General features: G+C 56.8%; 23 protein-coding genes and 3 tRNA genes. 11 read left to right on the top strand and 15 right to left on the bottom strand.

The features are described 5' to 3' along the window. Window positions 1–12 precede the first annotated feature (12 nt). Genes miaA through nnr form a run of 5 tightly spaced genes read right to left on the bottom strand, consistent with a single transcriptional unit; the run spans window position 13 to window position 6169 of the window. The gene (gene miaA / locus BJF97_RS03250) at window positions 13–963 is read right to left on the bottom strand and encodes a tRNA (adenosine(37)-N6)-dimethylallyltransferase MiaA (protein ID WP_032695150.1); all 951 of its coding nucleotides are present in this window, start codon (window positions 961–963) and stop codon (window positions 13–15) included. Then, complete coding sequence (mutL, locus tag BJF97_RS03245) at window positions 956–2845, bottom strand: DNA mismatch repair endonuclease MutL (protein WP_032695149.1); 1890 nt, start codon at window positions 2843–2845, stop codon at window positions 956–958. The genes miaA and mutL overlap by 8 nt, the downstream gene beginning before the upstream one ends. Window positions 2846–2855: 10 nt before the next feature. After that, entirely contained in the window at window positions 2856–4187 is a 1332-nt protein-coding gene (gene amiB, locus BJF97_RS03240) for an N-acetylmuramoyl-L-alanine amidase AmiB (RefSeq protein ID WP_014227620.1), read from the bottom strand. Window positions 4188–4203: 16 nt separating this feature from the next. Then, a complete protein-coding gene (gene tsaE / locus BJF97_RS03235) occupies window positions 4204–4665 on the bottom strand; it encodes a tRNA (adenosine(37)-N6)-threonylcarbamoyltransferase complex ATPase subunit type 1 TsaE (RefSeq protein WP_014227619.1) in 462 nt (153 codons plus the stop codon). After that, entirely contained in the window at window positions 4658–6169 is a 1512-nt protein-coding gene (gene nnr / locus BJF97_RS03230; RefSeq protein WP_162097185.1) for a bifunctional ADP-dependent NAD(P)H-hydrate dehydratase/NAD(P)H-hydrate epimerase, read from the bottom strand. Before nnr ends, tsaE begins: the two co-directional genes overlap by 8 nt. 13 nt (window positions 6170–6182) lie before the next feature. Between nnr and queG the strand changes: the two genes are divergently transcribed. Next, entirely contained in the window at window positions 6183–7322 is a 1140-nt protein-coding gene (gene queG / locus BJF97_RS03225) for a tRNA epoxyqueuosine(34) reductase QueG (RefSeq protein ID WP_014227617.1), read from the top strand. 269 nt (window positions 7323–7591) lie between these two features. On the opposite strand, the gene BJF97_RS03220 is transcribed toward queG, so the two are convergent. From BJF97_RS03220 to BJF97_RS03210, 3 genes are all read right to left on the bottom strand, one after another. After that, window positions 7592–7667, bottom strand: a tRNA-Gly gene (locus tag BJF97_RS03220). A 24-nt stretch (window positions 7668–7691) separates the two neighbouring features. Next, window positions 7692–7767, bottom strand: a tRNA-Gly gene (locus tag BJF97_RS03215). A gap of 24 nt (window positions 7768–7791) precedes the next feature. Next, window positions 7792–7867: transfer RNA gene (locus BJF97_RS03210), tRNA-Gly, on the bottom strand. Window positions 7868–8153: 286 nt separating this feature from the next. Between BJF97_RS03210 and BJF97_RS03205 the strand changes: the two genes are divergently transcribed. After that, entirely contained in the window at window positions 8154–8885 is a 732-nt protein-coding gene (locus BJF97_RS03205) for an arginine ABC transporter substrate-binding protein (protein WP_032695148.1), read from the top strand. A gap of 40 nt (window positions 8886–8925) precedes the next feature. Here the strand turns inward: BJF97_RS03205 and orn are convergent, their stop codons facing one another. Continuing rightward, window positions 8926–9471 carry an oligoribonuclease gene (gene orn, locus BJF97_RS03200; RefSeq protein WP_004097954.1) on the bottom strand — a complete coding sequence of 182 codons (546 nt, stop codon included), beginning with the start codon at window positions 9469–9471 and terminating at the stop codon, window positions 8926–8928. A gap of 94 nt (window positions 9472–9565) precedes the next feature. Here orn and rsgA point away from each other — a divergent pair, with 94 nt between their 5' ends. The 3 genes from rsgA (at window position 9566) to mscM (ending at window position 15032) form a co-directional block, all read left to right on the top strand. Continuing rightward, window positions 9566–10627, top strand: coding sequence for a small ribosomal subunit biogenesis GTPase RsgA (rsgA, locus tag BJF97_RS03195; RefSeq protein WP_004097952.1), 1062 nt, complete (start codon window positions 9566–9568; stop codon window positions 10625–10627). 94 nt (window positions 10628–10721) lie between these two features. Beyond that, window positions 10722–11684, top strand: a complete 963-nt coding sequence (gene asd / locus BJF97_RS03190) for an archaetidylserine decarboxylase (RefSeq protein WP_032695147.1) — start codon at window positions 10722–10724, stop codon at window positions 11682–11684. A gap of 21 nt (window positions 11685–11705) precedes the next feature. Further along, window positions 11706–15032 (top strand): miniconductance mechanosensitive channel MscM, encoded by a 3327-nt coding sequence (mscM, locus tag BJF97_RS03185; RefSeq protein ID WP_014227614.1) that lies wholly within the window; start codon window positions 11706–11708, stop codon window positions 15030–15032. Window positions 15033–15068: 36 nt separating this feature from the next. Here mscM and yjeM read toward each other — a convergent pair whose 3' ends face one another. Continuing rightward, window positions 15069–16571, bottom strand: coding sequence for a glutamate/gamma-aminobutyrate family transporter YjeM (gene yjeM, locus BJF97_RS03180; protein ID WP_032695146.1), 1503 nt, complete (start codon window positions 16569–16571; stop codon window positions 15069–15071). Window positions 16572–16722: 151 nt separating this feature from the next. Beyond that, the gene (gene epmA, locus BJF97_RS03175) at window positions 16723–17700 is read right to left on the bottom strand and encodes an elongation factor P--(R)-beta-lysine ligase (protein WP_070082840.1); all 978 of its coding nucleotides are present in this window, start codon (window positions 17698–17700) and stop codon (window positions 16723–16725) included. 275 nt (window positions 17701–17975) lie between these two features. Here epmA and frdA point away from each other — a divergent pair, with 275 nt between their 5' ends. From frdA to BJF97_RS03150, 5 genes are all read left to right on the top strand, one after another. After that, a complete protein-coding gene (gene frdA / locus BJF97_RS03170) occupies window positions 17976–19766 on the top strand; it encodes a fumarate reductase (quinol) flavoprotein subunit (protein WP_014227611.1) in 1791 nt (596 codons plus the stop codon). Beyond that, window positions 19759–20493 carry a succinate dehydrogenase/fumarate reductase iron-sulfur subunit gene (locus tag BJF97_RS03165; RefSeq protein ID WP_004109180.1) on the top strand — a complete coding sequence of 245 codons (735 nt, stop codon included), beginning with the start codon at window positions 19759–19761 and terminating at the stop codon, window positions 20491–20493. The genes frdA and BJF97_RS03165 overlap by 8 nt, the downstream gene beginning before the upstream one ends. A 10-nt stretch (window positions 20494–20503) precedes the next feature. After that, entirely contained in the window at window positions 20504–20899 is a 396-nt protein-coding gene (gene frdC / locus BJF97_RS03160) for a fumarate reductase subunit FrdC (protein WP_004097939.1), read from the top strand. 10 nt (window positions 20900–20909) lie between these two features. Further along, window positions 20910–21269 (top strand): fumarate reductase subunit FrdD, encoded by a 360-nt coding sequence (gene frdD, locus BJF97_RS03155; RefSeq protein ID WP_004097938.1) that lies wholly within the window; start codon window positions 20910–20912, stop codon window positions 21267–21269. Between the two features lie 140 nt (window positions 21270–21409). After that, on the top strand, window positions 21410–21940 hold the full coding sequence (locus BJF97_RS03150; protein WP_014227610.1) for a lipocalin family protein: 531 nt from the start codon (window positions 21410–21412) through the stop codon (window positions 21938–21940). On the opposite strand, the gene sugE is transcribed toward BJF97_RS03150, so the two are convergent. The 4 genes from sugE to efp all read right to left on the bottom strand — a co-directional run bounded on the left by sugE (window position 21937) and on the right by efp (window position 23471). Then, window positions 21937–22254 (bottom strand): quaternary ammonium compound efflux SMR transporter SugE, encoded by a 318-nt coding sequence (gene sugE / locus BJF97_RS03145; protein WP_014227609.1) that lies wholly within the window; start codon window positions 22252–22254, stop codon window positions 21937–21939. The genes BJF97_RS03150 and sugE overlap by 4 nt on opposite strands. A 140-nt stretch (window positions 22255–22394) precedes the next feature. Further along, window positions 22395–22541: a lipoprotein toxin entericidin B gene (ecnB, locus tag BJF97_RS03140; RefSeq protein ID WP_004097935.1), complete on the bottom strand. Its 147-nt coding sequence runs from the start codon at window positions 22539–22541 to the stop codon at window positions 22395–22397. 162 nt (window positions 22542–22703) lie between these two features. Next, window positions 22704–22835, bottom strand: coding sequence for an entericidin A/B family lipoprotein (locus BJF97_RS03135; protein ID WP_004097932.1), 132 nt, complete (start codon window positions 22833–22835; stop codon window positions 22704–22706). A gap of 69 nt (window positions 22836–22904) precedes the next feature. Further along, the gene (gene efp / locus BJF97_RS03130; RefSeq protein WP_004097931.1) at window positions 22905–23471 is read right to left on the bottom strand and encodes an elongation factor P; all 567 of its coding nucleotides are present in this window, start codon (window positions 23469–23471) and stop codon (window positions 22905–22907) included. Window positions 23472–23513: 42 nt separating this feature from the next. Here efp and epmB point away from each other — a divergent pair, with 42 nt between their 5' ends. Further along, window positions 23514–24542, top strand: a complete 1029-nt coding sequence (epmB, locus tag BJF97_RS03125; RefSeq protein ID WP_032695144.1) for an EF-P beta-lysylation protein EpmB — start codon at window positions 23514–23516, stop codon at window positions 24540–24542. Window positions 24543–24594 lie beyond the last annotated feature (52 nt).

The following is a 24594-nucleotide window of genomic DNA, read 5'->3' as shown; positions in this document are numbered from 1 at the left end:
AATTGTACACGTTCAGTCCAGGCTAGCACCAACAACCTGTAATACTTTGTTGAACGCTTGTTCAGGTTGTTCACTGTCTAACCAGTGGATACCTTCCCAACCGCGCAGCCAGGTCACCTGACGTTTAGCTAACTGTCTCGTGGCGCAAACACCTCGATAAACCATTTCATCATACGGGATCTCGCCATTAAGGTAAGACCACATCTGGCGATATCCGACACAACGAATGGAAGGCATATCCGTATGCAAATCTCCCCGGGCAAAAAGCGCCCGCACTTCTGCTTCAAAACCTGAAGCCAACATCTGATGAAAACGCTGTTCTATGCGCTGATGGAGCAGTTCACGGCTCGCCGGGGCGATGGCGAACTGGTGCACCTTATACGGCAGAGCATCACCTGACGTTTGCGTCAGCTCCGTTAAAGTTTTACCCGAAATGAAAAAAACTTCCAGTGCTCGGGAAAGTCTTTGCGGATCATTTGGATGAATACGCGCGGCGGCAACCGGATCAATTTCCTGTAGCTGCTGGTGTAACGCGTTCCATCCCTGCTCTGCGGCCTGTTGCTCGATCCTGGCTCTGACCTCAGGGTCAGCCGAGGGTAGAGGCGACAATCCTTCCAACAACGCCTTGAAATACAACATCGTTCCGCCAACCAGTAGCGGAATACGCCCGGCAGCGACGATATCGGCCATCTCTGCCAGCGCATCGCGGCGGAAATCCGCCGCGGAATAAGCCTCGGCCGGGTCAAGAATATCCAGCAGACGATGCGGCGCAGCGCTCAGCTCCGCGGCATCGGGCTTGGCCGTGCCTATGTCCATTCCTCGATAGATGAGGGCTGAATCAACGCTAATCAACTCTACTGGCAAAACTTTACGTAAGGCGATAGCCAATGCGGTTTTACCAGAGGCCGTAGGGCCCATTAAAAATATTGCCTTAGGCAGGCTTGCCTCAGTTACATCACTCATCTTTCAGGGCATTCATCGCCGAATGTAAATCAACAGGTTGTAACAGACCACCCGGCGGCGCTTTAACCAGCTGCGGACATAAGCGTTCGATATCCGCCAGGACGGCAATCGCCTGCGCCATGTTCCACTGCGCATGTTCGCTCGCCAGATTACGCGCTATCCACTGAGCAATGTTGCCGACGTCGACGGTTTTTTGCTGCGCCAGGTAGCCTATCAGTTCAGGAATCAAGATTTGTAAATTTTGTTGTCTTAAGGGTAAAGGCACTGCGCGGACCGTCACGTGGTGCGCATCGGACTGGAGTTCAATACCGACCTCAGCCAGCGCCGACTGCGCCTGCTTGAGCGCGTCTTTTTCCTCGTCGGACACTTTTATCCGCAGCGGAATAAGCAGCGGTTGGGCGCAAACCGCCTCTGCGCCCGGCGTTAGCTGCGCCTGGCGCAGCCAGCGCTCAGCAACCGGCAGAGCCAGCAGCGCTAACTTACCGCCGCGCTCCAGCAGCGCGCAGTCGCTATCGATAATCGTCAGTACGCGGCCAAAGCTTTGGCTATGACCCGACAGGCCTTCCGCTGCCGGTGCGGGAGCCAGGGGTTTGCGCTCCGTGGCCGGCGTGTCCAGCAGTTGGCGATAAAGCGCACCCTGCTGTTTTTGGTAGCCTGGCTGCGCGTGCGGCCAGGCGGCTCCGCCAGATGAACCCGAGGCGGCGGACTCTCGCGAACCTCCGGTATTCAAACGCGGCGCGGCGGGCTCATCCCGGTAACGGGGAGCGGCGCTTTCACGCGCGACCGCCGGCTGGGCAAAATGATTGCCGCCCGCCGCAATGCGGTTTTCCGGCACCTGCCGCGGCGCGGGCTCATCGCCCTCTTCCGCCAACGGCACCTCCAGCTGCTGCTGCAGGACGCTCAGCACGCCCTGATAGATAAAGTCATGCACCAGGCGCGACTGATGAAAACGCACTTCATGTTTGGCCGGATGGACGTTCACATCCACCTGATGCGGATCTATCTTCAGATATAGCACAAAGGCAGGCTGCTGGTCGGCGCCCAGTTTGTCTTCACAGGCCTGGCGAATCGCGTGATTAATCAGGCGATCGCGCATCATCCGCCCATTGACGTAGCAATACTGAATCTCCGCCAGCGTCGGATTGGTATGTAGCGGATCGGCCACCCAGCCGCTGAGGGTCAGGTCGCCGTGCTGCCACTCAATCGCCAGCGCGTGTTCGAGAAATGGCAAACCGCAGATCGCGCCCAGACGCCGCTCACGCTGACCGTCCTGCGATACCGCCCGGTACTGGCGCACGGCCTTGCCGTTGTGGCTGAGGTTGATGGTCACGTCGAAGCGCGCAAGCGCAATGCGCCGCACGATCTCGTCGATATGGCCAAACTCGGTTTTCTCGGTGCGCATAAATTTGCGCCGGGCGGGGGTGTTATAAAACAGATCCAGCACTTCCAGCGTTGTTCCCACCGGGTGCGCCGCCGGCTTCACGGTGACCGCCTGATCGCGCCCTTCGGCATAGGCCTGCCAGGCCTCCTGCTGCTCCTCGGTACGCGAGGTCAACGTCAGGCGAGCCACTGAGCTGATACTGGCCAGAGCTTCGCCGCGAAAGCCGAGGCTAATGATCGCCTCAAGGTCATCCAGCGAAGCAATTTTACTGGTGGCGTGACGAGCCAGCGCCAGCGCCAGTTCGTCTTTTTTGATGCCGCAGCCGTTATCGCGAATGCGGATTAACTTCGCCCCACCGCGCTCAATATCAATGTCGATACGCGTCGCCCCGGCATCGAGGCTATTTTCCACCAGCTCTTTGACCACCGACGCCGGACGTTCCACCACTTCACCTGCGGCAATCTGGTTGGCGAGCTGCGGCGGTAGAACCTGAATCGGCATGGCCGTCTCCTTAATTTAACAACGTCCCGTCTGACGAACCTGCGCTGGCAGTCTGCGCGGCTGCCCCGCGCGGCGCGGATTGCAGAGGGTGCTGCATAAAGTAGTTACGCAGGCCGTTATAAATCGCCTCTGCGACCTGCTGCTGATAAGCATCGCTGCCCAGCAGCCGCTCTTCGCCGGTATTACTGATAAAACCCGTTTCCACCAGGATCGACGGGATATCCGGCGAACGCAGTACGCCGAGGCTGGCATGCTCAGGACGACGCTTATGTAAATCGCCGATCCGCTGCAGCTGGCTCAGCACATTGGTCGCCACATCATACCCGACGCGCTGGGAATGGCCGAACTGTAAATCCAGCACCGCCTGGCTCAGGTAAGGGTCCGACTGGCTGTTGGCCAGTACATCGCCCGCGCCGCCCAGCAGTTCTGACTGTTTCTCATGCTGCTCGAGCCAGCCGGCCATTTCGCTGTTCGCGCGGCGGTTGGAAAGCACCCAAACCGAGGCCCCGGTAGCATCGCGATTCGGCGCAGCGTCGGCGTGAATCGAGACAAGGAAATTGGCGTTTTGCTTACGTGCGACGTCAGAACGCCCCATGACGGAAATGAAATAATCGCCGTCGCGCGTCAGCACGGGCCTGAACTGCGGATCGGCATTCAGCAGCGCGCGGAGCTTGCGCGCAATCGCTATGGTCACATTCTTCTCTTTCGTGCCGTTCGGACCAATGGCTCCCGGATCCTGGCCGCCGTGGCCGGCGTCAATGGCGATAATCACTTTATCGTCGCCGGAAACGGTACGCGCCGCAGGACGCGTTACGCTACTGGTGCTGGTCACCGCGGTGAGCCGGTCGTTATCGGCTTTAAACGGGTTGCGCGCGGGTTCGCTCGGACGCACGGGCTGCGCCACGGGCCTTTCCGCCTGTCTAACCACCACCGGCTGGGGTGGAGGCGGAGGCGGCGCGTCGGCGTTAATCGTAAACACCACGGTGTAGTTAGAGCCGTTCTGCTGTTTCACCGCGCGGGTTTTGCCGTCGGCGGTGAGATCCACCAGCAGGCGCAGCGACTGCGTATCCTGCGGCGTCCCGGAACGAATGCTTTTTACCAGATTATTGCCGCTAAACTGCAGCGGTAGCCCCTGGAGTACGCCAGTCTGTTTAATATCCAGCGCCACGATGCGTTTGCCCTGGGGGGTAAACGAATATTCAGGTTCGCCGATAAAGCTAATGGTAATGCGGGCCTGCCGATCGCCATTTGAGACCTGGATATCGGATAAACTTGCCGCAGTGGCCTGAATGCTGAACAGCATCAGTGCGGCGGCCAGCCAACTGGTTAAGCGATACATCATCCCGTCGTCCTTCAGGCTAATTAGCCAAACGCGCCAATAAAGACTCACCCAATGAGGAGACCGCGGTTACGCGCGCCTCACGCCCTTGTGCCTGATACTCAAGGTGAATTTCAACATCCGGGTCCGGCAGTACTCCCGTGCCCTGCTGCGGCCATTCCACCAGGCAGATAGCATCGTCAGTAAAATAATCGCGGATCCCCATAAACTCGAGTTCCTCAGGATCCGCCAGGCGATAAAGATCGAAGTGATAGACCATCAAATTATCGAGGCTGTAAGGCTCGACGAGGGTGTAGGTTGGGCTTTTAACGTTGCCACGGTGACCGAGAGCCTGAAGGAAACCGCGGCTAAAGGTGGTCTTACCCGCCCCTAAATCGCCATACAAATAGATGACCGTCGCGCCAGCGCATGCCTGCGCGACGCGGTTGCCAAGGCTTAAAGTCGCCTGCTCATCGGGTAAAGGAATCACTCGGTTAATCATGGTCTACGTCAATCACATCCGGGTTAACAACACGCCTGAGCGTGAAAAAAAGATCGGTCGCCAGCATTCCGCGGGTGCCGTGTCTCGCCGCCAGCCGATCGGCGGCTTCGCCATGAGCAACGCATCCGGCGCAGGCAGCATCATACGGCGTCAGGCGCTGGCCTAACAACGCAGCGACAATACCGGTCAGCACATCGCCCATCCCGCCGCTGGCCATCCCAGCGTTACCGGCGTCGATAATAGCCATTTCGCCCGTTTCGCTCGCCACGATCGTACCTGCACCTTTCAGCACCACGATGCCACCATAACGTTTTACCAGACGTTGTGCAGAATGTAAGCGATCGCTTTCAATTTCTGCCACACTCACGTTCAGCAGGCGGGCGGCTTCGCCGGGATGCGGCGTCAGCACGCGATTGTGACGTTTATCGGGATTGATTGCCAGCAGGTTCAGCGCATCCGCATCCCAGACCATTGGTTTGCGAAAATTCTCCGCCTGGCGTAGCGCATTTTTACCCCACTCGCCCTGCCCCAGACCCGGCCCAATCGCAATGACATCCGCCCAGTGCAGACTCTCTTCGAGAGAACGGGACGTCAGCTCATGGACCATCAGCTCCGGCCTGGCGGTCAGAATGGGGGCAATGTTGTCCCGGTGAGTCAGTACTCGCACCAGCCCGGCGCCCGCGCGCAGCGCCGCTTCACCGCTCATTCGTATGGCGCCCGCCGTCCCCGGTTCGCCGCCAATAATCACCAGCTTACCGTGGTCGCCTTTGTGCGAGGTTGGACGCCGCGGCGGCAGCCAGCCGGGGAGCTGCGAGGCATCGAAGCGACTGAGCGCCGTCGTTTGGCCTGCCAGCCAACCCTCAAGCCCCAGGGCGTGGTGATGCAAACGGCCAACGACATCGCGGGCTTTGCCGGTCAGCAGCCCCGGCTTAAGCGCGATAAAGGTGATGGTATGAGCGGCATGGATAACCGCGCCCGGCGTCGTCCCCGTTTGCGCATTCAGGCCGGAGGGGATATCCAGCGCCACAACCGCAGCCGGATGGGCGTTTGCCCGCGCGATCAGCGCCGCAACGTTTTCCCGGGGCGCGCTCTGTAACCCGGTACCGAGCAGGCCGTCAATAATCAGCGTGATATCTTCCGGCCAGGGGATGCTGGCGGCATGAATCGTGCCGCCGGCGTTGAGCCACTCCTCACGCGCGAGGCTGGCCTCTTCCGGCAGCGGCTTCTCGCTCTCCAGCGCCAGCAGCGTGACCTGAATGCCTCGCGACTGTGCCAGGCGAGCCACCACGTAGCCGTCGCCGCCGTTATTACCGTGGCCGCAGAGAATCAGCCAGTGCCGGCTTTCAGGATACTGGACGCGCGCAAGCTCAAAAGCCGCTTCGCCCGCACGACGCATCAATTCATACAACGTCAGCCCAAGGGTATCCGCCGCCTCTTTTTCCGCTCGTCGTAGCGCCTCCGCCGACCAGATGATATGTGGTATACTCCCGGTGTTTTTCGTCATCGTATGGTCCATCATGTCACAGCCCCTCGATCTCAATCAGTTAGCGCAGCAAATCAAACAATGGGGCACAGAGTTGGGGTTCCAGCAGGTCGGTATTACCGATACCGATCTCAGCGCCAGCGAACCTAAACTGCAGGCCTGGCTGGATAAACAATACCACGGCGAAATGGCGTGGATGGCGCGTCATGGCATGATGCGCGCGCGCCCCCATGAGCTCCAGCCCGGTACCCTGCGCGTGATTAGCGTGAGAATGAACTACCTGCCCGCTAATGCCGCTTTCGCCCGCACCCTGAAAGACCCCGCGGTGGGTTACGTTAGCCGTTACGCCCTCGGACGGGACTATCACAAGCTATTACGTCATCGCCTGAAAAAATTAGGTGAGATGATTCAGGGACAGTGTGCTTCGCTCAATTTTAGACCTTTTGTCGATTCCGCGCCGATTCTTGAACGCCCTTTAGCCGAAAAAGCGGGGCTGGGATGGACAGGTAAGCACTCGCTCATCCTTAGCCGCGATGCCGGCTCGTTCTTTTTCCTCGGTGAACTGCTTATCGATCTCCCTCTTCCCATTGACCAGCCCGTCAAGGAAGAGTGCGGCCGCTGCGTTGCCTGTATGACCATCTGCCCAACCGGCGCCATCGTCGAGCCCTATACCGTCGATGCCCGGCGCTGTATTTCCTATCTGACTATCGAACTGGAAGGCGCTATTCCGGAAGAGTTTCGTCCGCTGATCGGCAACCGCATATACGGCTGCGATGACTGCCAGTTGATTTGCCCGTGGAACCGCTTCGCGCAGCTCACCGATGAAGAGGATTTCAGTCCGCGCAAGGCGCTACACGCCCCGGCGCTTATTGAGCTGTTCGCCTGGAGCGAACCCTGGTTTTTAAAAGTGACGGAAGGTTCGGCCATTCGCCGTATTGGTCATCTGCGCTGGCTGCGTAATATCGCCGTCGCGTTGGGCAACGCGCCCTGGGATGAAGCGAACCTGAAGGCGCTGGAAAGCCGCAGGGGTGAGCACCCGCTTCTCGACGAACATATCGAGTGGGCGATGGCGCAGCAAATTGAAAAGAGAAATGCCAATGTGGTTGAGGTGCAGTTACCCAAAAAGCTGCGTCTGGTCAGGGTGGTTGAAAAAGGGCTACCGCGCGACGCCTGATTCATTCACAGGGTGTGAATAAAAATAAAAACACATTGCGTTTCAAGGGGCAGACGTTCGTCAAGTGATCGGATTAACACTTTGAAATGAAATTTAACTCTTATCTTTCAATTAGATATAAGAATACTATTTACATAGTGAAGTAATTTTCTGAGAGAGGACGAAAGGTTAACCTGTGGATAACTCTGTTCACAGTATTTTCAGGACCGCGCGAAAATCATCACCGGCGCGTGCTTGCGCTGTGGATAAACTGGGTATGAGAAGAAATTTGGAGCGGGAAACGAGACTCGAACTCGCGACCCCGACCTTGGCAAGGTCGTGCTCTACCAACTGAGCTATTCCCGCTTGGGTATGGTAACTTTCAAATTTTGGAGCGGGAAACGAGACTCGAACTCGCGACCCCGACCTTGGCAAGGTCGTGCTCTACCAACTGAGCTATTCCCGCTTGGGTGTGGTAACTTTCAAATTTTGGAGCGGGAAACGAGACTCGAACTCGCGACCCCGACCTTGGCAAGGTCGTGCTCTACCAACTGAGCTATTCCCGCATACTTCTGGCCATATTTCTATGGCGTCGTGATTTGCATTTCTGCTTCGTCACGGGAGGCGCATTATACGAGAATTCGATTTACCTGCAACCCCCCTGAGCGCAATTTTTTTCGTTTTTGGTTTAAGTGACCACTTTATCACCACACACCGGCCTGAATTGTCTAAATAACCAGCAAATGCGGCAAAATCACTTTTTCCCGGCCCGCTAAAGGCGCAAAATCGCTCAAGTTTATAGGCGGATATCGCCCGCTGACGGTCAACAACGATGACAACCAGGGAAATAAAATGAAAAAAGCGCTTACCGTCCTGCTGCTGGCCACGCTTGCCACAGGAACAGCATCGGCAACAACGCTACATTTTGGGACAACGACGGCCAATCCGCCGTATGAAACCGTCAATGGTAAAAATCAGCCCACGGGTTTTGATATCGACCTGGCCAACGCGCTGTGCAGGCAGATGCAGGTCGAATGCAAATTCACTCCCCAGGGGTTCGATACCCTCATCCCGGCGCTGCGCTTTAAGAAATTCGACGCCGTGATTGCCGGTATCGAAGTGATTCCGATGCGAGAAAAGCAGGTTGCGTTCAGCCATCCCTATCGTCAGGCGCTGTCCGGCGTAGTTGTCACCGCGAAAGACGCCGCCCACACCTTTGCCGATCTGAAGGATAAAAAAATCGGCGTCGTGAAAGGCACCCTTCATCAGCACTATCTGCGGGAGAAACAAAAAGCCGTGCATGCGGTGCCTTACGACAGCGACGAAAGCGCCCTGAGCGCGCTGAAAGAAGGCGTGATTAGCGGCGTGATGGGCGATCAGGAGACGTTAACGAAATGGCTCCAGGATAACCCCGACTACGCCATGATGGACGAACGCGCCACGGATCCCGGCTACTACGGTAAGCAGTACGCCATTGCGGTACGTAAAGACGATCCCGAGCTGCTGAATAACATCAATGCCGCTCTGGATGTCGTAAAAGCCTCGCCGGAGTTCCAGGCCATGGAACAGAAGTGGTTTAAATAGTCGGGGGTATGACCGGGGCGTGTTGGCCCCGGCACGGGCGTTAAAGCTTAATAAAGTGTTCGCGATAGTAGGCCAGTTCCGCGACCGATTCGCGAATATCGTCCATCGCCTGATGGGTTCCTTGTTTCTTAAAACCGTCGAGAATTTCCGGCTTCCAGCGACGAGCCAGCTCTTTGAGCGTGCTGACGTCCAGATAGCGGTAGTGGAAATACGCTTCCAGCTCAGGCATATATTTAAACAAGAAGCGGCGATCCTGGCCGATGCTATTGCCGCAGATCGGCGACTTACCTGCCGGTACCCACTTTTTGAGGAATTCGATAGTCGCCAGTTCGGCTTCACGATCGCCCTGGGTACTCGCCTTCACCCGCTCCACCAGCCCGCTGCCGGTATGGGTACGCACGTTCCACTCGTCCATCAGCGCCAGCTGCGCGTCTGACTGGTGCACCGCAATGGTCGGCCCTTCCGCCAGAATGTTCAGATTCGCGTCGGTCACCAGGGTGGCGATTTCGATGATGCGATCGCGCTCCGGATCCAGCCCCGTCATTTCAAGATCGATCCAAATCAGGTTGTTTTCATCTGCACTCATGTTATTTTCCACCCTTCTTACGTCACTATATTCATCTAAAATAGCGTGTATCATAGAGGTTTTGCCCGTACAGGGCGACCAGGAGCCAGTTCGATTGAGTAAAAATAAACTCTCCAAAGGCCAACAGCGCCGCGTGAAGGCCAACCACCAGCGCCGCCTGAAAACGACTTCGGAGAAGGCCGATTTTGATGACAACCTGTTCGGTGAGAAATCCGAAGGGACCGTCATTAGCCGCTTTGGCATGCATGCCGATGTCGAATCCGCCGACGGTAGCGTCCACCGTTGCAACATACGCCGCACTATCCGTTCGCTGGTCACCGGCGATCGCGTGGTCTGGCGGCCTGGCAAAAGCGAAGCTGACGGCGTCAACGTCAAGGGCATCGTCGAGGCCGTCCATGAACGGACCTCCGTACTGACGCGTCCGGATTTCTACGACGGCGTCAAACCCATCGCCGCCAATATCAATCAGATTGTCATTGTTTCCGCGATCTTGCCTGAGCTTTCTCCGAATATTATCGACCGCTACCTCGTGGCCTGCGAAACGCTGAACGTTGAGCCGCTGATCGTGCTCAATAAGATCGACCTGCTGGATCAGGCGAGCATGGACTTCGTCAACGAGCAAATGGACATTTATCGCCATATTGGTTACCGCGTACTGATGGTCTCCAGCCGCACGCAGGATGGCCTGAAGCCGCTTGAAGAGGCGCTCACCGATCGTATCAGTATCTTTGCCGGGCAGTCAGGGGTAGGCAAATCCAGCCTGCTGAACGCGCTGCTGGGCCTGCATGATGACCAAATCCTCACCAATGACGTTTCGGATGTCTCCGGACTGGGGCAGCACACCACCACGGCCGCGCGCCTGTACCACTTCCCGCACGGCGGCGATGTGATTGACTCGCCGGGCGTACGCGAGTTCGGCCTGTGGCATCTCGACGCGGAACAAATCACCCACGGCTTTGTCGAATTCCATGATTATTTAGGCCGCTGCAAATACCGCGACTGCAAACACGACAATGACCCGGGCTGCGCCATTCGCGAAGCGGTGGAGAAAGGCGAAATCGCCGAAAGCCGGTTTGAAAACTACCATCGCATTCTGGAAAGCATGGCGCAGGTACAGGTAAAAACGCGTAAAAGCTTTTCATCAACCGATGACTGACATTTAAGCTGAGCATCGTTAGAATCGTCCCCCTTTTTTCAGGCTCCGCTGCTACGCGGGGCCAGGAACGACAAATAATGGCCTGGAGGCTACCTTGTTAAACGATCTTAAACTTTCACTGCAATACATTCTGCCTAAACTGTGGCTCACCCGCCTCGCAGGCTGGGGTGCACGCAAACGAGCAGGCTGGCTGACAAAACTGGTCATCGATCTGTTCGTGAAATATTACAAGGTCGATATGAAAGAGGCGCAAAAGCCTGACACCGCCAGCTACCGTACCTTTAACGACTTCTTCGTTCGCCCGCTGCGCGACGACGTCCGTCCGCTAAACACCGACCCGAGCGTGCTGGTAATGCCCGCCGACGGCGTCATCAGCCAACTGGGCGCCATTGAAGACGACAAAATTTTGCAGGCTAAAGGCCATAACTACAGCCTGGAAGCGCTGCTGGCCGGTAACTACCAGATGGCTGACCTGTTCCGTAACGGCAGCTTCGTTACCACCTATCTTTCGCCGCGCGATTACCACCGCGTGCATATGCCGTGCAACGGTATTCTGCGCGAAATGATCTACGTGCCGGGGGATCTGTTTTCCGTAAACCATCTGACCGCGCAAAACGTTCCGAATCTTTTTGCCCGCAACGAGCGCGTCATCTGCCTGTTCGACACTGAGTTTGGCCCTATGGTGCAAATCCTCGTCGGCGCCACCATCGTCGGCAGCATCGAAACCGTGTGGTCCGGTACCGTCACGCCGCCGCGCGAAGGCATCATTAAGCGCTGGACCTGGCCTGCTGGCGATAGCGAAGGCTCCGTCGCCCTGCTGAAAGGCCAGGAGATGGGCCGCTTTAAGCTGGGCTCCACGGTGATTAACCTGTTTGCTCCGGGCCAGGTGAAGCTGGTTGAGCAGTTACAAAGCCTGTCGGTGACCAAAATAGGCCAGCCGCTGGCGATCGCGCCTGAAGCCACAGCGCCGGTAGAGCCCGTGCCGCTGGCGGAAGAAGAAGTCCGCGCTGAACACGCCGCCAGCCCGCTGGTTGACGATAAACAAGACGAAGGTTAATTCCTGAAAAAAGGTTACGCCGTGCGCCTGATATACACTTTCCTGTTGGCCTGGTGCCTCAGTTTTGGGGCGTACGCAGCGACAGCCCCGGATGCTAAACAGATAGCCCAGGAGCTGGAACAGGCGAAGGCGGCAAAGCCCGCCCAGCCTGAAACCGTTGAAGTCCTGCAATCTGCCCTGAACGCCCTTGAGGAGCGTAATGCCTCCCTTGAGCGCGCCCGTCAGTACCAGGACGTTATCGATAACTTCCCCAAACTGTCGCAAAACCTGCGCGCGCAGCTCAACAATCTCAGCGATGAGCCGCGCCAGGTCTCCACTACCCTCTCCTCCGATGCCCTGAACCAGGAGATTCTCCAGGTCAGCAGCCAGCTGCTGGAAGCCAGTCGTAAAGCCCAGCAGGAGCAGGATCGCGCCCGCGACATCGCCGACTCCCTCAACCAGCTGCCGCAGCAGCAGAGCGATGCCCGCCGCCAGCTGAATGAGGTTGAACGCCGGGTCGGCGCGCAAAGCAGCAATACCCCGCTGGCACAGGCGCAAAATCTTGGTCTGCAGGCGGAGTCCGCGCGGCTGAAAGCGCTGGTCGATGAGCTGGATCTGGCGCAGCTTTCCGCCAATAACCGCCAGGAGCTCTCACGGTTGCGATCCGAGCTGGCGCAGAAAGAGAGCGAGCAGCTCGACGCCTGGCTACAGGCGCTGCGAAATCAGCTCAATAACCAACGGCAGCGTGAGGCGGAAAAAGCGCTGGAAAGCACCGAACTGCTGGCGGAAAACAGCGAAAACCTGCCGCCGGATATCGTGGCGCAGTTTAAAGTTAACCGCGAGCTGTCGCAGGCGCTCAACCAGCAGGCGCAGCGGATGGATTTGATCGCCTCGCAGCAGCGCCAGGCGACAAATCAGACCCTCCAGGTGCGTCAGGCGTTAAACACCCTGCGCGAGCAGTCCCAGTGGCTGGGCTCTTCCAATCTGCTTGGTGAAGCCCTGCGCGCGCAGGTGGCGCGGCTGCCGGAAATCCCGCGGCCGCAGCAGCTGGATACCGAAATGGCGCAGCTGCGCGTGCAGCGCCTGCGCTATGAGGATCAGCTCGGCAAACAGCCGCAGCTAAGACAAATTCGTCAGGCCAGCGGTGAACCGCTCACCGCGGAACAGAACCGTATTCTGCAGGCCCAGATGCGCACGCAGACCGAGCTGCTCAACTCCCTGCTGCGCGGCGGCGATACGCTTATGCTCGAACTGACCAAGCTGAAGGTCGCTAACGGTCAGCTAGAGGATGCGCTTAAAGAGATCAACGAAGCGACCCATCGCTATCTGTTCTGGACCTCGGACGTCAGCCCAATCGGCTTCTCATGGCCGCTGGAGATCGTTCAGGATCTCCGCCGCCTGATCTCGCTCGATACCATGAGCCAGCTCGGTAAGGCCAGCATGATGATGCTGACCAGCAAAGAGACCCTGCTGCCGCTCTTCATCGCGCTCATTCTGGTGGGGTTCAGTATTAGCTCACGCCGCCATTTCACCAGCTTCCTTGAGCGCTCCAGCGCGCGCGTCGGTAAGGTTACGCAGGATCACTTCTGGCTCACCCTGCGCACGGTGTTCTGGTCCATACTGGTGGCCTCGCCGCTGCCGGTGCTGTGGATGACGCTGGGCTACGGGCTGCAGGCCGCCTGGCCTTTCCCGCTGGCCGTGGCGATTGGCGATAGCGTCACCGCCACGGTACCGCTGCTGTGGGTCGTGATGATTTGCGCCACGTTCGCCCGCCCTAACGGCCTGTTTATCGCCCACTTTGGCTGGCCGCGCAGCCGCGTCAGCAAAGCGATGCGCTACTACCTGATGAGCATCGGGCTGATCGTACCGCTGATTATGGCGCTAATTACTTTCGATAACCTCAACGATCGCGAGTTCTCCGCCTCGCTGGGCCGCCTCTGCTTTATGCTGATTTGCGGCGCGCTGGCGATGGTGACCCTGAGCCTGAAACGCGCCGGCATTCCGCTGTATCTCGACAAAGAAGGCAGCGGCGACAATATGCTGAACCGGCTGCTGTGGAATATGCTGCTCGGCGCGCCGCTGATAGCGATGCTGGCGGCGGCGATCGGCTATCTCGCCACGTCGCAGGCGCTGCTCGCCAGGCTTGAAACCTCGGTCGCCATCTGGTTCCTGCTGCTGGTGGTTTATCACATCATACGCCGCTGGATGCTGATCCAGCGGCGCCGCCTGGCGTTCGATCGCGCGAAGCACCGTCGGGCGGAGATCCTCGCCCAGCGCGCCCGCGGCGAAGAGGAAGTCCAGCATACCAGCAGCCCGGAAGGTTCGATGGAAGCAGAGGTCAGCGAGGTCGATCTTGATGCCATCAGTACCCAGTCGTTGCGTCTGGTGCGCTCCCTGCTGATGCTGATCGCGCTGGTGTCGGTTATCGTGCTGTGGTCAGAAATCCACTCCGCGTTTGGCTTCCTGGAGAATATCTCGCTGTGGGACGTCACCTCCACGGTACAGGGCGTTGAGAGCCTGGAGCCGATTACCCTCGGCGCGGTGCTGATAGCCATCCTGGTGCTGATTATTACTACCCAGCTGGTGCGCAACCTGCCCGCGCTGCTGGAGCTGGCTATCCTCCAGCATCTGGAACTGACGCCGGGCACCGGCTACGCCATCACCACCATCACTAAGTATCTGCTGATGCTGATCGGCGGTCTGGTCGGCTTCTCGATGATTGGGATTGAGTGGTCCAAGCTGCAGTGGCTTATTGCCGCGCTCGGTGTGGGTCTCGGTTTTGGCCTGCAGGAGATCTTCGCCAACTTTATCTCGGGCCTGATTATCTTGTTTGAGAAACCGATCCGCATTGGCGATACGGTCACCATTCGCGATCTCACCGGCAGCGTGACGCGTATTAATACCCGCGCCACCACCATCAGCGACTGGGACCGTAAAGAGATTATCGTACCGAACAAGGCGTTCATCACCGAACAGTTCATCAACTGGTCGCTGTCGGATTCGGTGACCCGCGTGGTGCTAACGGTGCCTGCTCCGGTAGATGCCGATACCGAAGAGGTGGCGCAGATCCTGTTAAATGCCGCGCACCGCTGTTCGTTGGTTATCGATACCCCGGCGCCGGAAGCGTTTCTTGTTGATCTGCAGCAGGGGATCCAGATTTTCGAGCTGCGTATCTACGCCGCCGAAATGGGGCACCGGATGCCGCTGCGCCACGAGATGCACCAGCTGATTCTGGCCGGATTCCGCGAGCACGGTATCGATATGCCGTTCCCGCCGTTCCAGATGCGCCTGGAGAGCATCGATGGCAGAAAAAGCAGCAGGGCGCTGACCTCGGCAGGGAAAACCAGCCGCGCGCCCGGCAGCCTGTAAGAACGGCCTTGCCTGAACGCAGGCAAGGCCAGCGTTTTAGCTCTCCTGAACCATCAGCTGCACCGCCGTACGCCGGCGGTAATTCTCATAGATCCCCAGCGCCAGCAGCGAAAAGAAAGCCGGTCCGCCGACCATCCACAGCGCGCTGCTCCAGTCACCTGCTTCCATCACCGGCTCAATCACGGTAAAGATATTGGCAAATGCCACCACCAGTACCACAACGGCGGTCGCCAGCAGCGTCGAGCCGCGGTGTTTAAAAATCACAAAGGGGCGATCGAGATCCTGCTTCGCCTTAAAAAAAGGAAATGCCAGCGTTAAAAACAGATACGGCAGCGTCATAGAGACATTCGCCATCAGCGTCAGTTTGTTATAAAACGCCGACGCGGTATCGCCCCCAAAGGAAACCAGCAGAATAAACACGCTCACCAGCAGGCACTGCCACCACATGGCGTTCGCCGGCATACCGTTCGCGTTAATTCGCGTCATTGCTGAAGGCCAGAGCGCTTTTGGCGTGCCCTGAATAATCGCCTTTAACGGCGAGTAGCTCAGGGTAAAGAAAGCGCCGGTATAAGCGAGGAACATGGCGAGTCCGGTGATTCTGGCAAACCATAATCCGCTCAGGGCGGCGACGGCGGGCGGCAGATGCATCGCATTAGCCAGGGTGGCGCCAAGGCGGGTCATCAGCACGTAGGTGATATTACCGAGGTTCGTGGAAGGGTTGCTCAATACCTGCTGCCAGTTGGCGCTCACGCCCCACAGAACAATCGCCAGCGAATAGCCAACAGAAATGACGACCGCCGCGATAACAATGCCTTTGGCAAAATTCTTTTCCGGCTGCTCGGTTTTATCCACCAGACCGCCAACCGCTTCGATTCCGCCGTAGGCAAAGATGGCAAAAACCACGAACGATAGCATCGCCAGACCGGACTGATAGCCTGGATTAGGCGAGGCCGTGAAATCCAATGGTTGGGCAAAATGGCCGCCGTTGAGCAGTAAAATCACTAGGCTCACCAGCAGCAGGACCAGATTAAGGCCCATGACCGCGATCCCCCCGACGGCGGTAATTTTGGCGATTTTGTGCATGCCTTTTACCGCGACAAAGGTCACCAGCAGCATCCAGCACGCGGCAAGAATACCGACCGTTTGCGTGGAAGTCAGTCCGGCCAGCGCCCAGGATTGCGTTTTATCCGCGCCGAATAAGAATGTGGAAAACGGCACCCAAATTTTAGCCGCCGTGCTGACCATCCAGACCACATAGGATGAAAACCACATAAAGGCCCCCATAAACGCAAAGCGCGGGCCGACGCTATGATTCATCCATGAATAGATCCCGCCCTCCTCCTTACGATAGGCCGCCCCCATCTCCGCCATCATTAGCGCAAACGGGATAAAGAAAAACAGAGCGGAGAAGAGATAAAACGGCATCGCGCTGTAGCCCATCAGGTAGAATGCAGAGGGGCTGTTTGCAAAACCAAATACCGAGGTGAAGATCATTAATATCAGCCCAATCAGGCTCATCTTCTTTATTTGCTGGTGCATAAATCTATCCAAACGCGGTATCGCGGCAGAGGATGCCGGATAGCCCAAAAAAATGAGCGCGGATAGTAGCAAAAAACCAAATGGTTATTGTGGGTATTAGGGCTAAAAGGCGGGCTTCCCTTCCATCATCGAAAGGGAAGCTAAGAGAGGATCAGGCGCGGTCGACGGTGAAAGAGAGAACCTCACCGATGCTTTCTGCCCCCAGGGCCAGCATCACGACACGGTCAACGCCCAGCGCCACGCCGGAACAATCCGGCAGCCCGGCTTCGAGAGCGGCCAGCAGATTATGATCGATTGGCTGCTGCGGAAGGCCGCGAGCCGCACGCTTGCGGTTATCCTGCTCAAAACGCTGCCGCTGTTCGCGCGCGTCGGTCAGCTCATGAAAACCGTTCGCCAGCTCAATGCCTTTGTAATAGACCTCAAAACGTTCCGCCACGCGGTGATCTTCGGTGCTGATTTGCGCCAGCGACGCCTGACTTGCCGGGAAGTGATAAATAAACGTCGGACGATCTTTACCGATGTGCGGCTCGACGCCCATGGTAAAAAGTAGCTGAAGCAGCGTATCCCGGTCCTCTTCCGTATCGGCAATATTGCTCAGATCCAGCTTCGCCGCCGCTTCGCGCAGCTGCGTTTTATCCGCCGACAGCGGATCGATTTCCAGATGACGCTGGAAGGCTTGCTGATAGGAGAGGCTTTCGGCTGGCTGGCAGTCGAGGACCTGCTGGAGCAGATCGTCCACTTCATTGATCAGCCGGTACATGTCATAGCACGGACGATACCACTCCAGCATGGTGAACTCCGGGTTATGGTGGCGCCCCATCTCTTCATTGCGGAAGCTACGGCACAGCTGAAAGACCGGGCCGCAGCCGGCCGCCAGCAGGCGCTTCATGTGATACTCCGGGCTGGTCATCAGGTACAGATTCAGTCCCTGAGAATGACCAGGACCGACGAAACGCGTCTCAAACGGGACCATATGAATATCCGTCACCGTCGCCTGACTCATGCAGGGCGTCTCCACCTCCAGCACGCCGCGGTCGGTAAAGAAACGGCGAATTTCCGCCATCACCGCTGCACGTTTTAATAGATTTGTAATGGATGCGCTCGGCTGCCAGGTTGCCGTTTCGCTCATGGTACGTTCTCCGATTTGAAACAAGGGCACGAAGTCTACTCGTAACTGGCGGATGAAACAAATTTTGTGCGAATACGTAAACGCGTTACATACACTTAATTTATTGATAACCCAAAAACATAAAGCAATGAGATAAACGACCGCACAGAACGATAAAAAAATCGAACACGTCAATTTTCCCTCATAACCCTACGGCTATACTCCTTACCTATAAAGGAGCAGTGATACGTTTTCGCCAGCCCGGCGGCGAAATAAACAAAAACTGGAGGAATGTCGTGCAAACTTTTCAAGCCGATCTTGCCGTAATAGGCGCAGGCGGAGCAGGTCTTCGCGCCGCAATAGCCGCCGCGCAAGCTAATCCAAATGCAAAAATCGCTCTAATTTCAAAAGTCTATCCTATGCGCAGCCATACCGTTGCTGCTGAAGGGGGTTCCGCTGCCGTCGCGCAGGATCATGATAGCTTCGAGTACCATTTTCACGACACCGTTGCCGGCGGCGACTGGCTATGTGAGCAGGACGTCGTTGACTACTTCGTTCATCACTGCCCGACGGAAATGACCCAGCTCGAACAGTGGGGATGCCCGTGGAGCCGCCGCCCGGACGGCAGCGTCAACGTCCGGCGATTCGGCGGCATGAAGATCGAACGAACCTGGTTCGCTGCCGATAAAACCGGCTTTCATATGCTGCACACCCTGTTCCAGACCTCGCTTCAATTCCCGCAAATCCAACGCTTCGACGAACATTTTGTTCTGGATATTCTGGTCGATGATGGGCAGGCTCGCGGTCTGGTCGCGATGAATATGATGGAAGGTACGCTGGTGCAAATCCGCGCCAACGCGGTAGTTCTGGCTACCGGCGGCGCTGGACGCGTGTATCGCTACAATACCAACGGCGGTATCGTCACCGGCGACGGGATGGGTATGGCGCTCAGCCACGGCGTACCGCTGCGCGATATGGAGTTCGTGCAGTACCACCCCACCGGCCTGCCGGGCTCCGGTATTCTGATGACGGAAGGCTGCCGCGGCGAAGGCGGTATTCTGGTCAACAAGAACGGCTACCGCTACCTGCAGGATTACGGCATGGGTCCGGAAACCCCGCTGGGCGAACCGAAAAATAAATATATGGAGCTGGGTCCGCGCGATAAAGTCTCCCAGGCTTTCTGGCACGAATGGCGCAAGGGCAACACGATCCCTACGCCGCGAGGCGATGTGGTCTATCTCGATCTGCGCCATTTGGGTGAGAAAAAGCTGCTTGAACGTCTGCCGTTTATCTGTGAACTCTCGAAAGCCTACGTTGGCGTCGATCCGGTAAAAGAGCCGATTCCGGTGCGTCCAACCGCACACTACACCATGGGCGGGATTGAAACCGACCAGCAGTGTGAAACCCGTATCAAAGGGCTGTTTGCCGTTGGCGAGTGTTCTTCTGTGGGTCTGCACGGCGCCAACCGCCTTGGCTCCAACTCCCTGGCGGAGCTGGTGGTCTTTGGTCGTCTGGCCGGTGAGCAGGCCATGCAGCGCGCAACCGAAGCGGGCGAAGCCAATAGCGCCGCGCTGGACGCGCAGGTCGTCGATATCGAGAAGCGCCTGAAAGACCTGGTTAATCAGGAAGGTAACGAGAACTGGGCGAAGATTCGCGACGACATGGGTCTGTCGATGGAAGAAGGCTGCGGCATCTACCGTACGCCGGAGCTCATGCAGAAAACGGTCGATAAGCTCGCCGAGCTGCAGGAGCGCTTCAAGCGCGTGCGGATCACCGACACGTCCAGCGTGTTCAATACCGACCTGCTGTACACCATCGAGCTGGGCCATGGCCTGAACGTCGCCGAATGTATGGCGCATTCCGCCCTCGCGCGTAAAGAGTCCCGCGGCGCGCATCAGCGCCTGGATGAAGGCTGCACCGAGCGCGACGACGTCAACTTCCTCAAGCATACCCTCGCCTTCCGCGATGCCGATGGTCACACCAGGCTGGAGTACAGTGATGTGAAAATCACCACTCTGCCGCCGGCAAAACGCGTGTACGGTGCGGAAGCGGAAGCAGCCGAGAAGAAGGAGACGACGAATGGCTGAGATGAAAAACATGAAAGTCGAAGTGGTGCGCTACAACCCGGAAGTGGACATCGCACCGCACAGCGCTTTCTATGAAGTTCCCTATGATGAGCAAACCTCGCTGCTTGATGCGCTGGGCTATATCAAAGACAATCTCGCGCCGGACCTCAGCTACCGCTGGTCCTGCCGTATGGCGATTTGCGGTTCCTGCGGCATGATGGTGAACAAGGTGCCAAAGCTGGCCTGTAAAACCTTCCTGCGCGAATACACCAAAGGCATTAAAGTCGAGGCGCTGGCTAACTTCCCGATTGAGCGCGATCTGGTGGTCGATATGACCCACTTTATTGAAAGCCTGGAAGCGATTAAGCCGTACATTATTGGCAACCCGCGCACGCCCGATCAGGGACCAAACAAGCAAACGCCGGCGCAGATGGCGAAATACCATCAGTTCTCCGGCTGCATCAACTGCGGCCTGTGCTACGCGGCCTGCCCGCAGTTTGGTCTTAATCCGGAGTTTATCGGCCCGGCGGCGATCACCCTCGCCCATCGCTATAACGAAGACAGCCGCGACCACGGTAAAAAGGAACGTATGGCGCAGCTTAACGGCCAGAATGGCGTCTGGACATGTACTTTCGTGGGCTACTGCTCCGAAGTCTGCCCGAAACACGTCGACCCGGCGGCCGCGATCCAGCAGGGCAAGGTAGAAAGCTCGAAAGACTTTCTTATCGCCACCCTGAAACCACGCTAAGGAGTGCAGTATGACGACTAAACGCAAACCCTACGTGCGGCCGATGCCGTCCACCTGGTGGAAAAAGCTGCCGTTTTATCGCTTCTATATGCTGCGTGAGGGAACAGCGGTACCCACGGTCTGGTTCAGCATCGTGCTGATTTACGGATTGTTCGCACTGAAGCACGGCGCGGAGAGCTGGGCCGGGTATATCGGTTTTCTGCAAAATCCGATTGTCGTGATCCTGAACCTGATCACGCTTGCAGCCGCGCTGCTGCATACCAAAACCTGGTTTGAGCTGGCACCGAAAGCTGCCAATATTATCCTTAAAGGCGAGAAAATGGGGCCAGAGCCGGTTATTAAGGGGCTTTGGGTCGTCACTGCGGTCGTCACCGTGGTGATCCTGTTTGTCGCGCTGTTCTGGTAAGGAGGCTGGAATGATTAATCCCAAACCAAAACGTTCTGATGAACCGGTATTCTGGGGGCTGTTTGGCGCTGGCGGCATGTGGGGAGCGATTGTCGCCCCCGTCATCGTGCTGCTGGTGGGTATTATGCTGCCGCTCGGACTGGCGCCCGCGGACGCCTTCAGCTACGAACGCGTGCTGGCTTTCGCCCATAGCTTTATTGGCCGCGCATTCATTTTCCTGATGATTGTGCTGCCGCTATGGTGTGGACTTCACCGTATTCACCATGCGATGCATGATTTGAAAATTCACGTACCCAACGGTAAGTGGGTCTTCTACGGCCTTGCGGCGATTCTGACCGTCGTCACTCTGGTCGGCATATTGTTCATCTAAAGCGCTCGCCGGAGGCCGCTTTTACCTCCTCGGCTATAAGCCCGGTAGCATTATGTTACCGGGCTCGCTTCTCAAGAAAATTCTGCCGCATTTTTCCTGCCTGAATCTACACTTAGCTTAAAACTGGCAAGGAAAACATTATGCGTCTGCTACCCGTTATTGCGGTTGTTGCCGCTTCATTTCTGCTTGTAGCCTGCAGCGCGCCGACGCCACCTCCTGGCGTAACCGTGGTCAGTCCGTTCAACCCTCAACGCTATCTTGGCACCTGGTATGAGATTGCCCGCTTCGATCACCCTTTTGAGAGCGGTTTAGAAAAAGTTACCGCAACCTATAGCCTGCGCGACGATGGTGGGCTGGACGTGGTCAATAAGGGATACAACCCCGACCGGGGGATGTGGCAGAAAACCGACGGCGTAGCTTACTTTACCGGGGAGCCCACGCGAGCCGCGCTGAAAGTGTCATTTTTCGGCCCCTTCTATGGCGGCTATAACGTGATTGCGCTGGACAAGGATTATCGCTACGCGCTGGTTTGCGGACCTGATCGGGATTATCTCTGGCTACTGGCGCGCGCGCCGAAAATCCCGCCAGAAGTGAAGCAGCAGATGCTGGATATCGCTACCCGGCAGGGATTCGACGTTAGTAAACTGCTGTGGGTCAATCAGCAGTATTAATGCGCGCTCATTTTCAGGCCAATGATACCAATCACAATACACGCCAGGCTGGCAATGCGCATCGGGCTGGCGGATTCGCCTAGCAGGATAATCCCCGTCACGGCTGCGCCGACCGCGCCAATTCCGGTCCAAACGGCGTAAGCCGTCCCCACGGGTAGCGTTTTCATCGCCCACGACAACAGCGCCATGCTGATGACCATGGCGGCAATCGTTATCACGCTTGGCACCAGGCGGCTAAACCCATGGGTATATTTCAGGCCGACAGCCCAGACGACTTCCAGCAGACCCGCGATAAACAGAATAAACCAGGACATATGGCTCCTTTGATGGGGCCGTCCCCAGATGTGAAACGCTTACAGGCCGTCCCGTAAGGTAGATGATATTCCACAGGAATTATACACGACGTGGCAACGGTGAGGAAGAACGGTACGACCAACGGCCGTACCGCCATGGTCTATTGCTGAGCTTTGGTCGCGGCGCCCGAAATCGCGCTGCCGCCTTCTGAAATATCCTGACCTACACCGCGCGTGGTGTTACATGCGGTCAGTACAGAGGAAAGTGCCAAAACCGTAAAGAACGCTGCAATCGCTTTTTTTACCATAATGTCATCCTTATTAACCAGTTTTAGTTATCGTGCTCTATAAGCATAGACAAACTGGTCCAGGATGAGGGAAGCGAGACGATTTTTAAGAGAAAAAGAAGTGAAGAGAGGGAATCAGATAGAGCGTGAGTATATGAATAAGAATTGCCTGATGAAATAAGATTAGCTGACCGCGTGAGAAATAGCATGACCCAGGCTCTGGATATCCTCGCCCATGCCGCGAGCCGTATTGCATCCAGTCAGCAGCGAACCGCTCAGCAATAACAGTAGCAAAAGTTTCAGTGTGGGATTCATTTTCCTTGCCTGCGGTTTCAACCTGTAGCGGCGCAGCATCGCGCTGCGCCAACTCTTTCGCCGCCTGAATTACTTCACGCGGGAGACGTATTCGCCAGAGCGAGTATCGACTTTGATGACTTCGCCAATCTGTACGAACAGAGGAACTTTAACCACTGCGCCAGTGGACAGCGTTGCAGGCTTGCCGCCGGTACCCGCGGTATCGCCTTTCAGGCCTGGATCGGTTTCAACGATTTCCAGCTCAACAAAGTTTGGCGGGGTGACGGAAATTGGCTGACCGTTCCACAGGGTCACGATGCATTCAGCCTGATCCAGCAGCCATTTAGCGTTATCGCCAACGGCTTTAGCGTCAGCGGCCAGCTGTTCGAAAGTAGAGTTGTTCATAAAGTGCCAGAACTCACCGTCGTTATACAGGTAAGTCAGGTTCATATCGACAACGTCCGCACCTTCAGCAGAATCGGTAGACTTGAAGGTTTTCTCAACGCGAGTACCGGTCAACAGGCGGCGCAGCTTAACGCGCGCGAAAGCCTGGCCTTTGCCGGGTTTAACGAATTCACTGGCTTCAACGGCATAAGGTTCGCCGTCCATCATGATTTTAAGACCGGCACGAAAATCGTTGCTATAGTAAGTCGCCATAAGGCCCTCTGAAATTTTGTTAATTGGTAGCTAAGCCACAAAATGGCGCATATTGTAACCCTAAATACCCCATCCAGAGAAGATTGGTTAACGCAACTTGCCGATGTTGTGACCAGTCCTGATGAACTGCTGCATCTTTTAAATGTAGACGCTGATGCGAATCTATTGGCAGGGCGTGATGCTAAACGCCTGTTCGCACTGCGTGTTCCGCGGGCGTTTATTGCCCGTATGGAGCCAGGTAATCCCAACGATCCTCTTCTTCGTCAGGTACTTACCTCCCAGGAAGAGTTTATTAATGCCCCGGGATTCTCTACCGATCCGCTGGAAGAGCAGCATAGCGTTGTGCCCGGTCTGCTGCATAAATACAGCAACCGTGCGCTACTACTGGTGAAAGGCGGCTGCGCGGTAAATTGTCGTTATTGCTTCCGTCGTCACTTCCCCTATGCTGAAAACCAGGGCAATAAGCGTAACTGGCAGCAGGCCCTGGAGTACATTTCGGCACATCCCCAGCTGGATGAGATCATTTTTTCCGGTGGCGATCCGCTTATGGCCAAGGATCATGAACTCGACTGGCTATTGACGCAGCTGGAATCTATTCCGCACATCAAGCGCCTGCGTATTCACAGCCGGCTGCCCATTGTGATTCCTGCGCGTATTACTGATACGCTGGTTGCCCGTATTGCTGCATCATCGTTACAGGTACTGCTGGTGAACCACGTTAACCACGCCAACGAGATTGATGCGGCGTTTCGTGCCTCTATGAAAAAACTGCGTATGGCTGGCGTGACCTTATTGAATCAAAGCGTGCTGCTGCGCGGCGTAAATGATAACGCCAACACGCTTGCCGACCTGAGCAACGCGCTATTCGACGCCGGCGTCATGCCTTATTATCTGCACGTGTTAGACAAAGTGCAGGGTGCGGCGCATTTTATGGTCAGTGACGAAGAGGCCAGAGCGATCGTGCGCGAATTGTTGACGCTGGTGTCCGGCTATTTAGTACCCAAACTAGCGCGGGAAATCGGCGGGGAACCCAGCAAGACGCCCCTCGACCTGGGGTTAAAGCAGCAATAGTCAATCCGTCTGCCGGGCGAAGCCAGGCAGACTGCTTATTTACTATTACTCA

It is taken from the genome of Klebsiella sp. LTGPAF-6F (assembly GCF_001753185.1).
GTDB classification, from domain to species: Bacteria; Pseudomonadota; Gammaproteobacteria; order Enterobacterales; family Enterobacteriaceae; genus Klebsiella; species Klebsiella michiganensis.
This window is presented reverse-complemented; position numbering and strand designations above follow the sequence as displayed.

Bases quoted from the DNA above. Each gene is read 5' to 3' on its own strand.
- miaA (WP_032695150.1), bottom strand. From the start codon at position 963: ATGAGTGATGTAACTGAGGCAAGCCTGCCTAAGGCAATATTTTTAATG.
- mutL (WP_032695149.1), bottom strand. From the start codon at position 2,845: ATGCCGATTCAGGTTCTACCGCCGCAGCTCGCCAACCAGATTGCCGCA.
- amiB (WP_014227620.1), bottom strand. From the start codon at position 4,187: ATGATGTATCGCTTAACCAGTTGGCTGGCCGCCGCACTGATGCTGTTC.
- tsaE (WP_014227619.1), bottom strand. From the start codon at position 4,665: ATGATTAACCGAGTGATTCCTTTACCCGATGAGCAGGCGACTTTAAGC.
- nnr (WP_162097185.1), bottom strand. From the start codon at position 6,169: ATGACGAAAAACACCGGGAGTATACCACATATCATCTGGTCGGCGGAG.
- queG (WP_014227617.1), top strand. From the start codon at position 6,183: ATGTCACAGCCCCTCGATCTCAATCAGTTAGCGCAGCAAATCAAACAA.
- BJF97_RS03205 (WP_032695148.1), top strand. From the start codon at position 8,154: ATGAAAAAAGCGCTTACCGTCCTGCTGCTGGCCACGCTTGCCACAGGA.
- orn (WP_004097954.1), bottom strand. From the start codon at position 9,471: ATGAGTGCAGATGAAAACAACCTGATTTGGATCGATCTTGAAATGACG.
- yjeM (WP_032695146.1), bottom strand. From the start codon at position 16,571: ATGCACCAGCAAATAAAGAAGATGAGCCTGATTGGGCTGATATTAATG.
- epmA (WP_070082840.1), bottom strand. From the start codon at position 17,700: ATGAGCGAAACGGCAACCTGGCAGCCGAGCGCATCCATTACAAATCTA.
- BJF97_RS03165 (WP_004109180.1), top strand. From the start codon at position 19,759: ATGGCTGAGATGAAAAACATGAAAGTCGAAGTGGTGCGCTACAACCCG.
- frdC (WP_004097939.1), top strand. From the start codon at position 20,504: ATGACGACTAAACGCAAACCCTACGTGCGGCCGATGCCGTCCACCTGG.
- frdD (WP_004097938.1), top strand. From the start codon at position 20,910: ATGATTAATCCCAAACCAAAACGTTCTGATGAACCGGTATTCTGGGGG.
- BJF97_RS03150 (WP_014227610.1), top strand. From the start codon at position 21,410: ATGCGTCTGCTACCCGTTATTGCGGTTGTTGCCGCTTCATTTCTGCTT.
- sugE (WP_014227609.1), bottom strand. From the start codon at position 22,254: ATGTCCTGGTTTATTCTGTTTATCGCGGGTCTGCTGGAAGTCGTCTGG.
- ecnB (WP_004097935.1), bottom strand. From the start codon at position 22,541: ATGGTAAAAAAAGCGATTGCAGCGTTCTTTACGGTTTTGGCACTTTCC.
- BJF97_RS03135 (WP_004097932.1), bottom strand. From the start codon at position 22,835: ATGAATCCCACACTGAAACTTTTGCTACTGTTATTGCTGAGCGGTTCG.
- efp (WP_004097931.1), bottom strand. From the start codon at position 23,471: ATGGCGACTTACTATAGCAACGATTTTCGTGCCGGTCTTAAAATCATG.
- epmB (WP_032695144.1), top strand. From the start codon at position 23,514: ATGGCGCATATTGTAACCCTAAATACCCCATCCAGAGAAGATTGGTTA.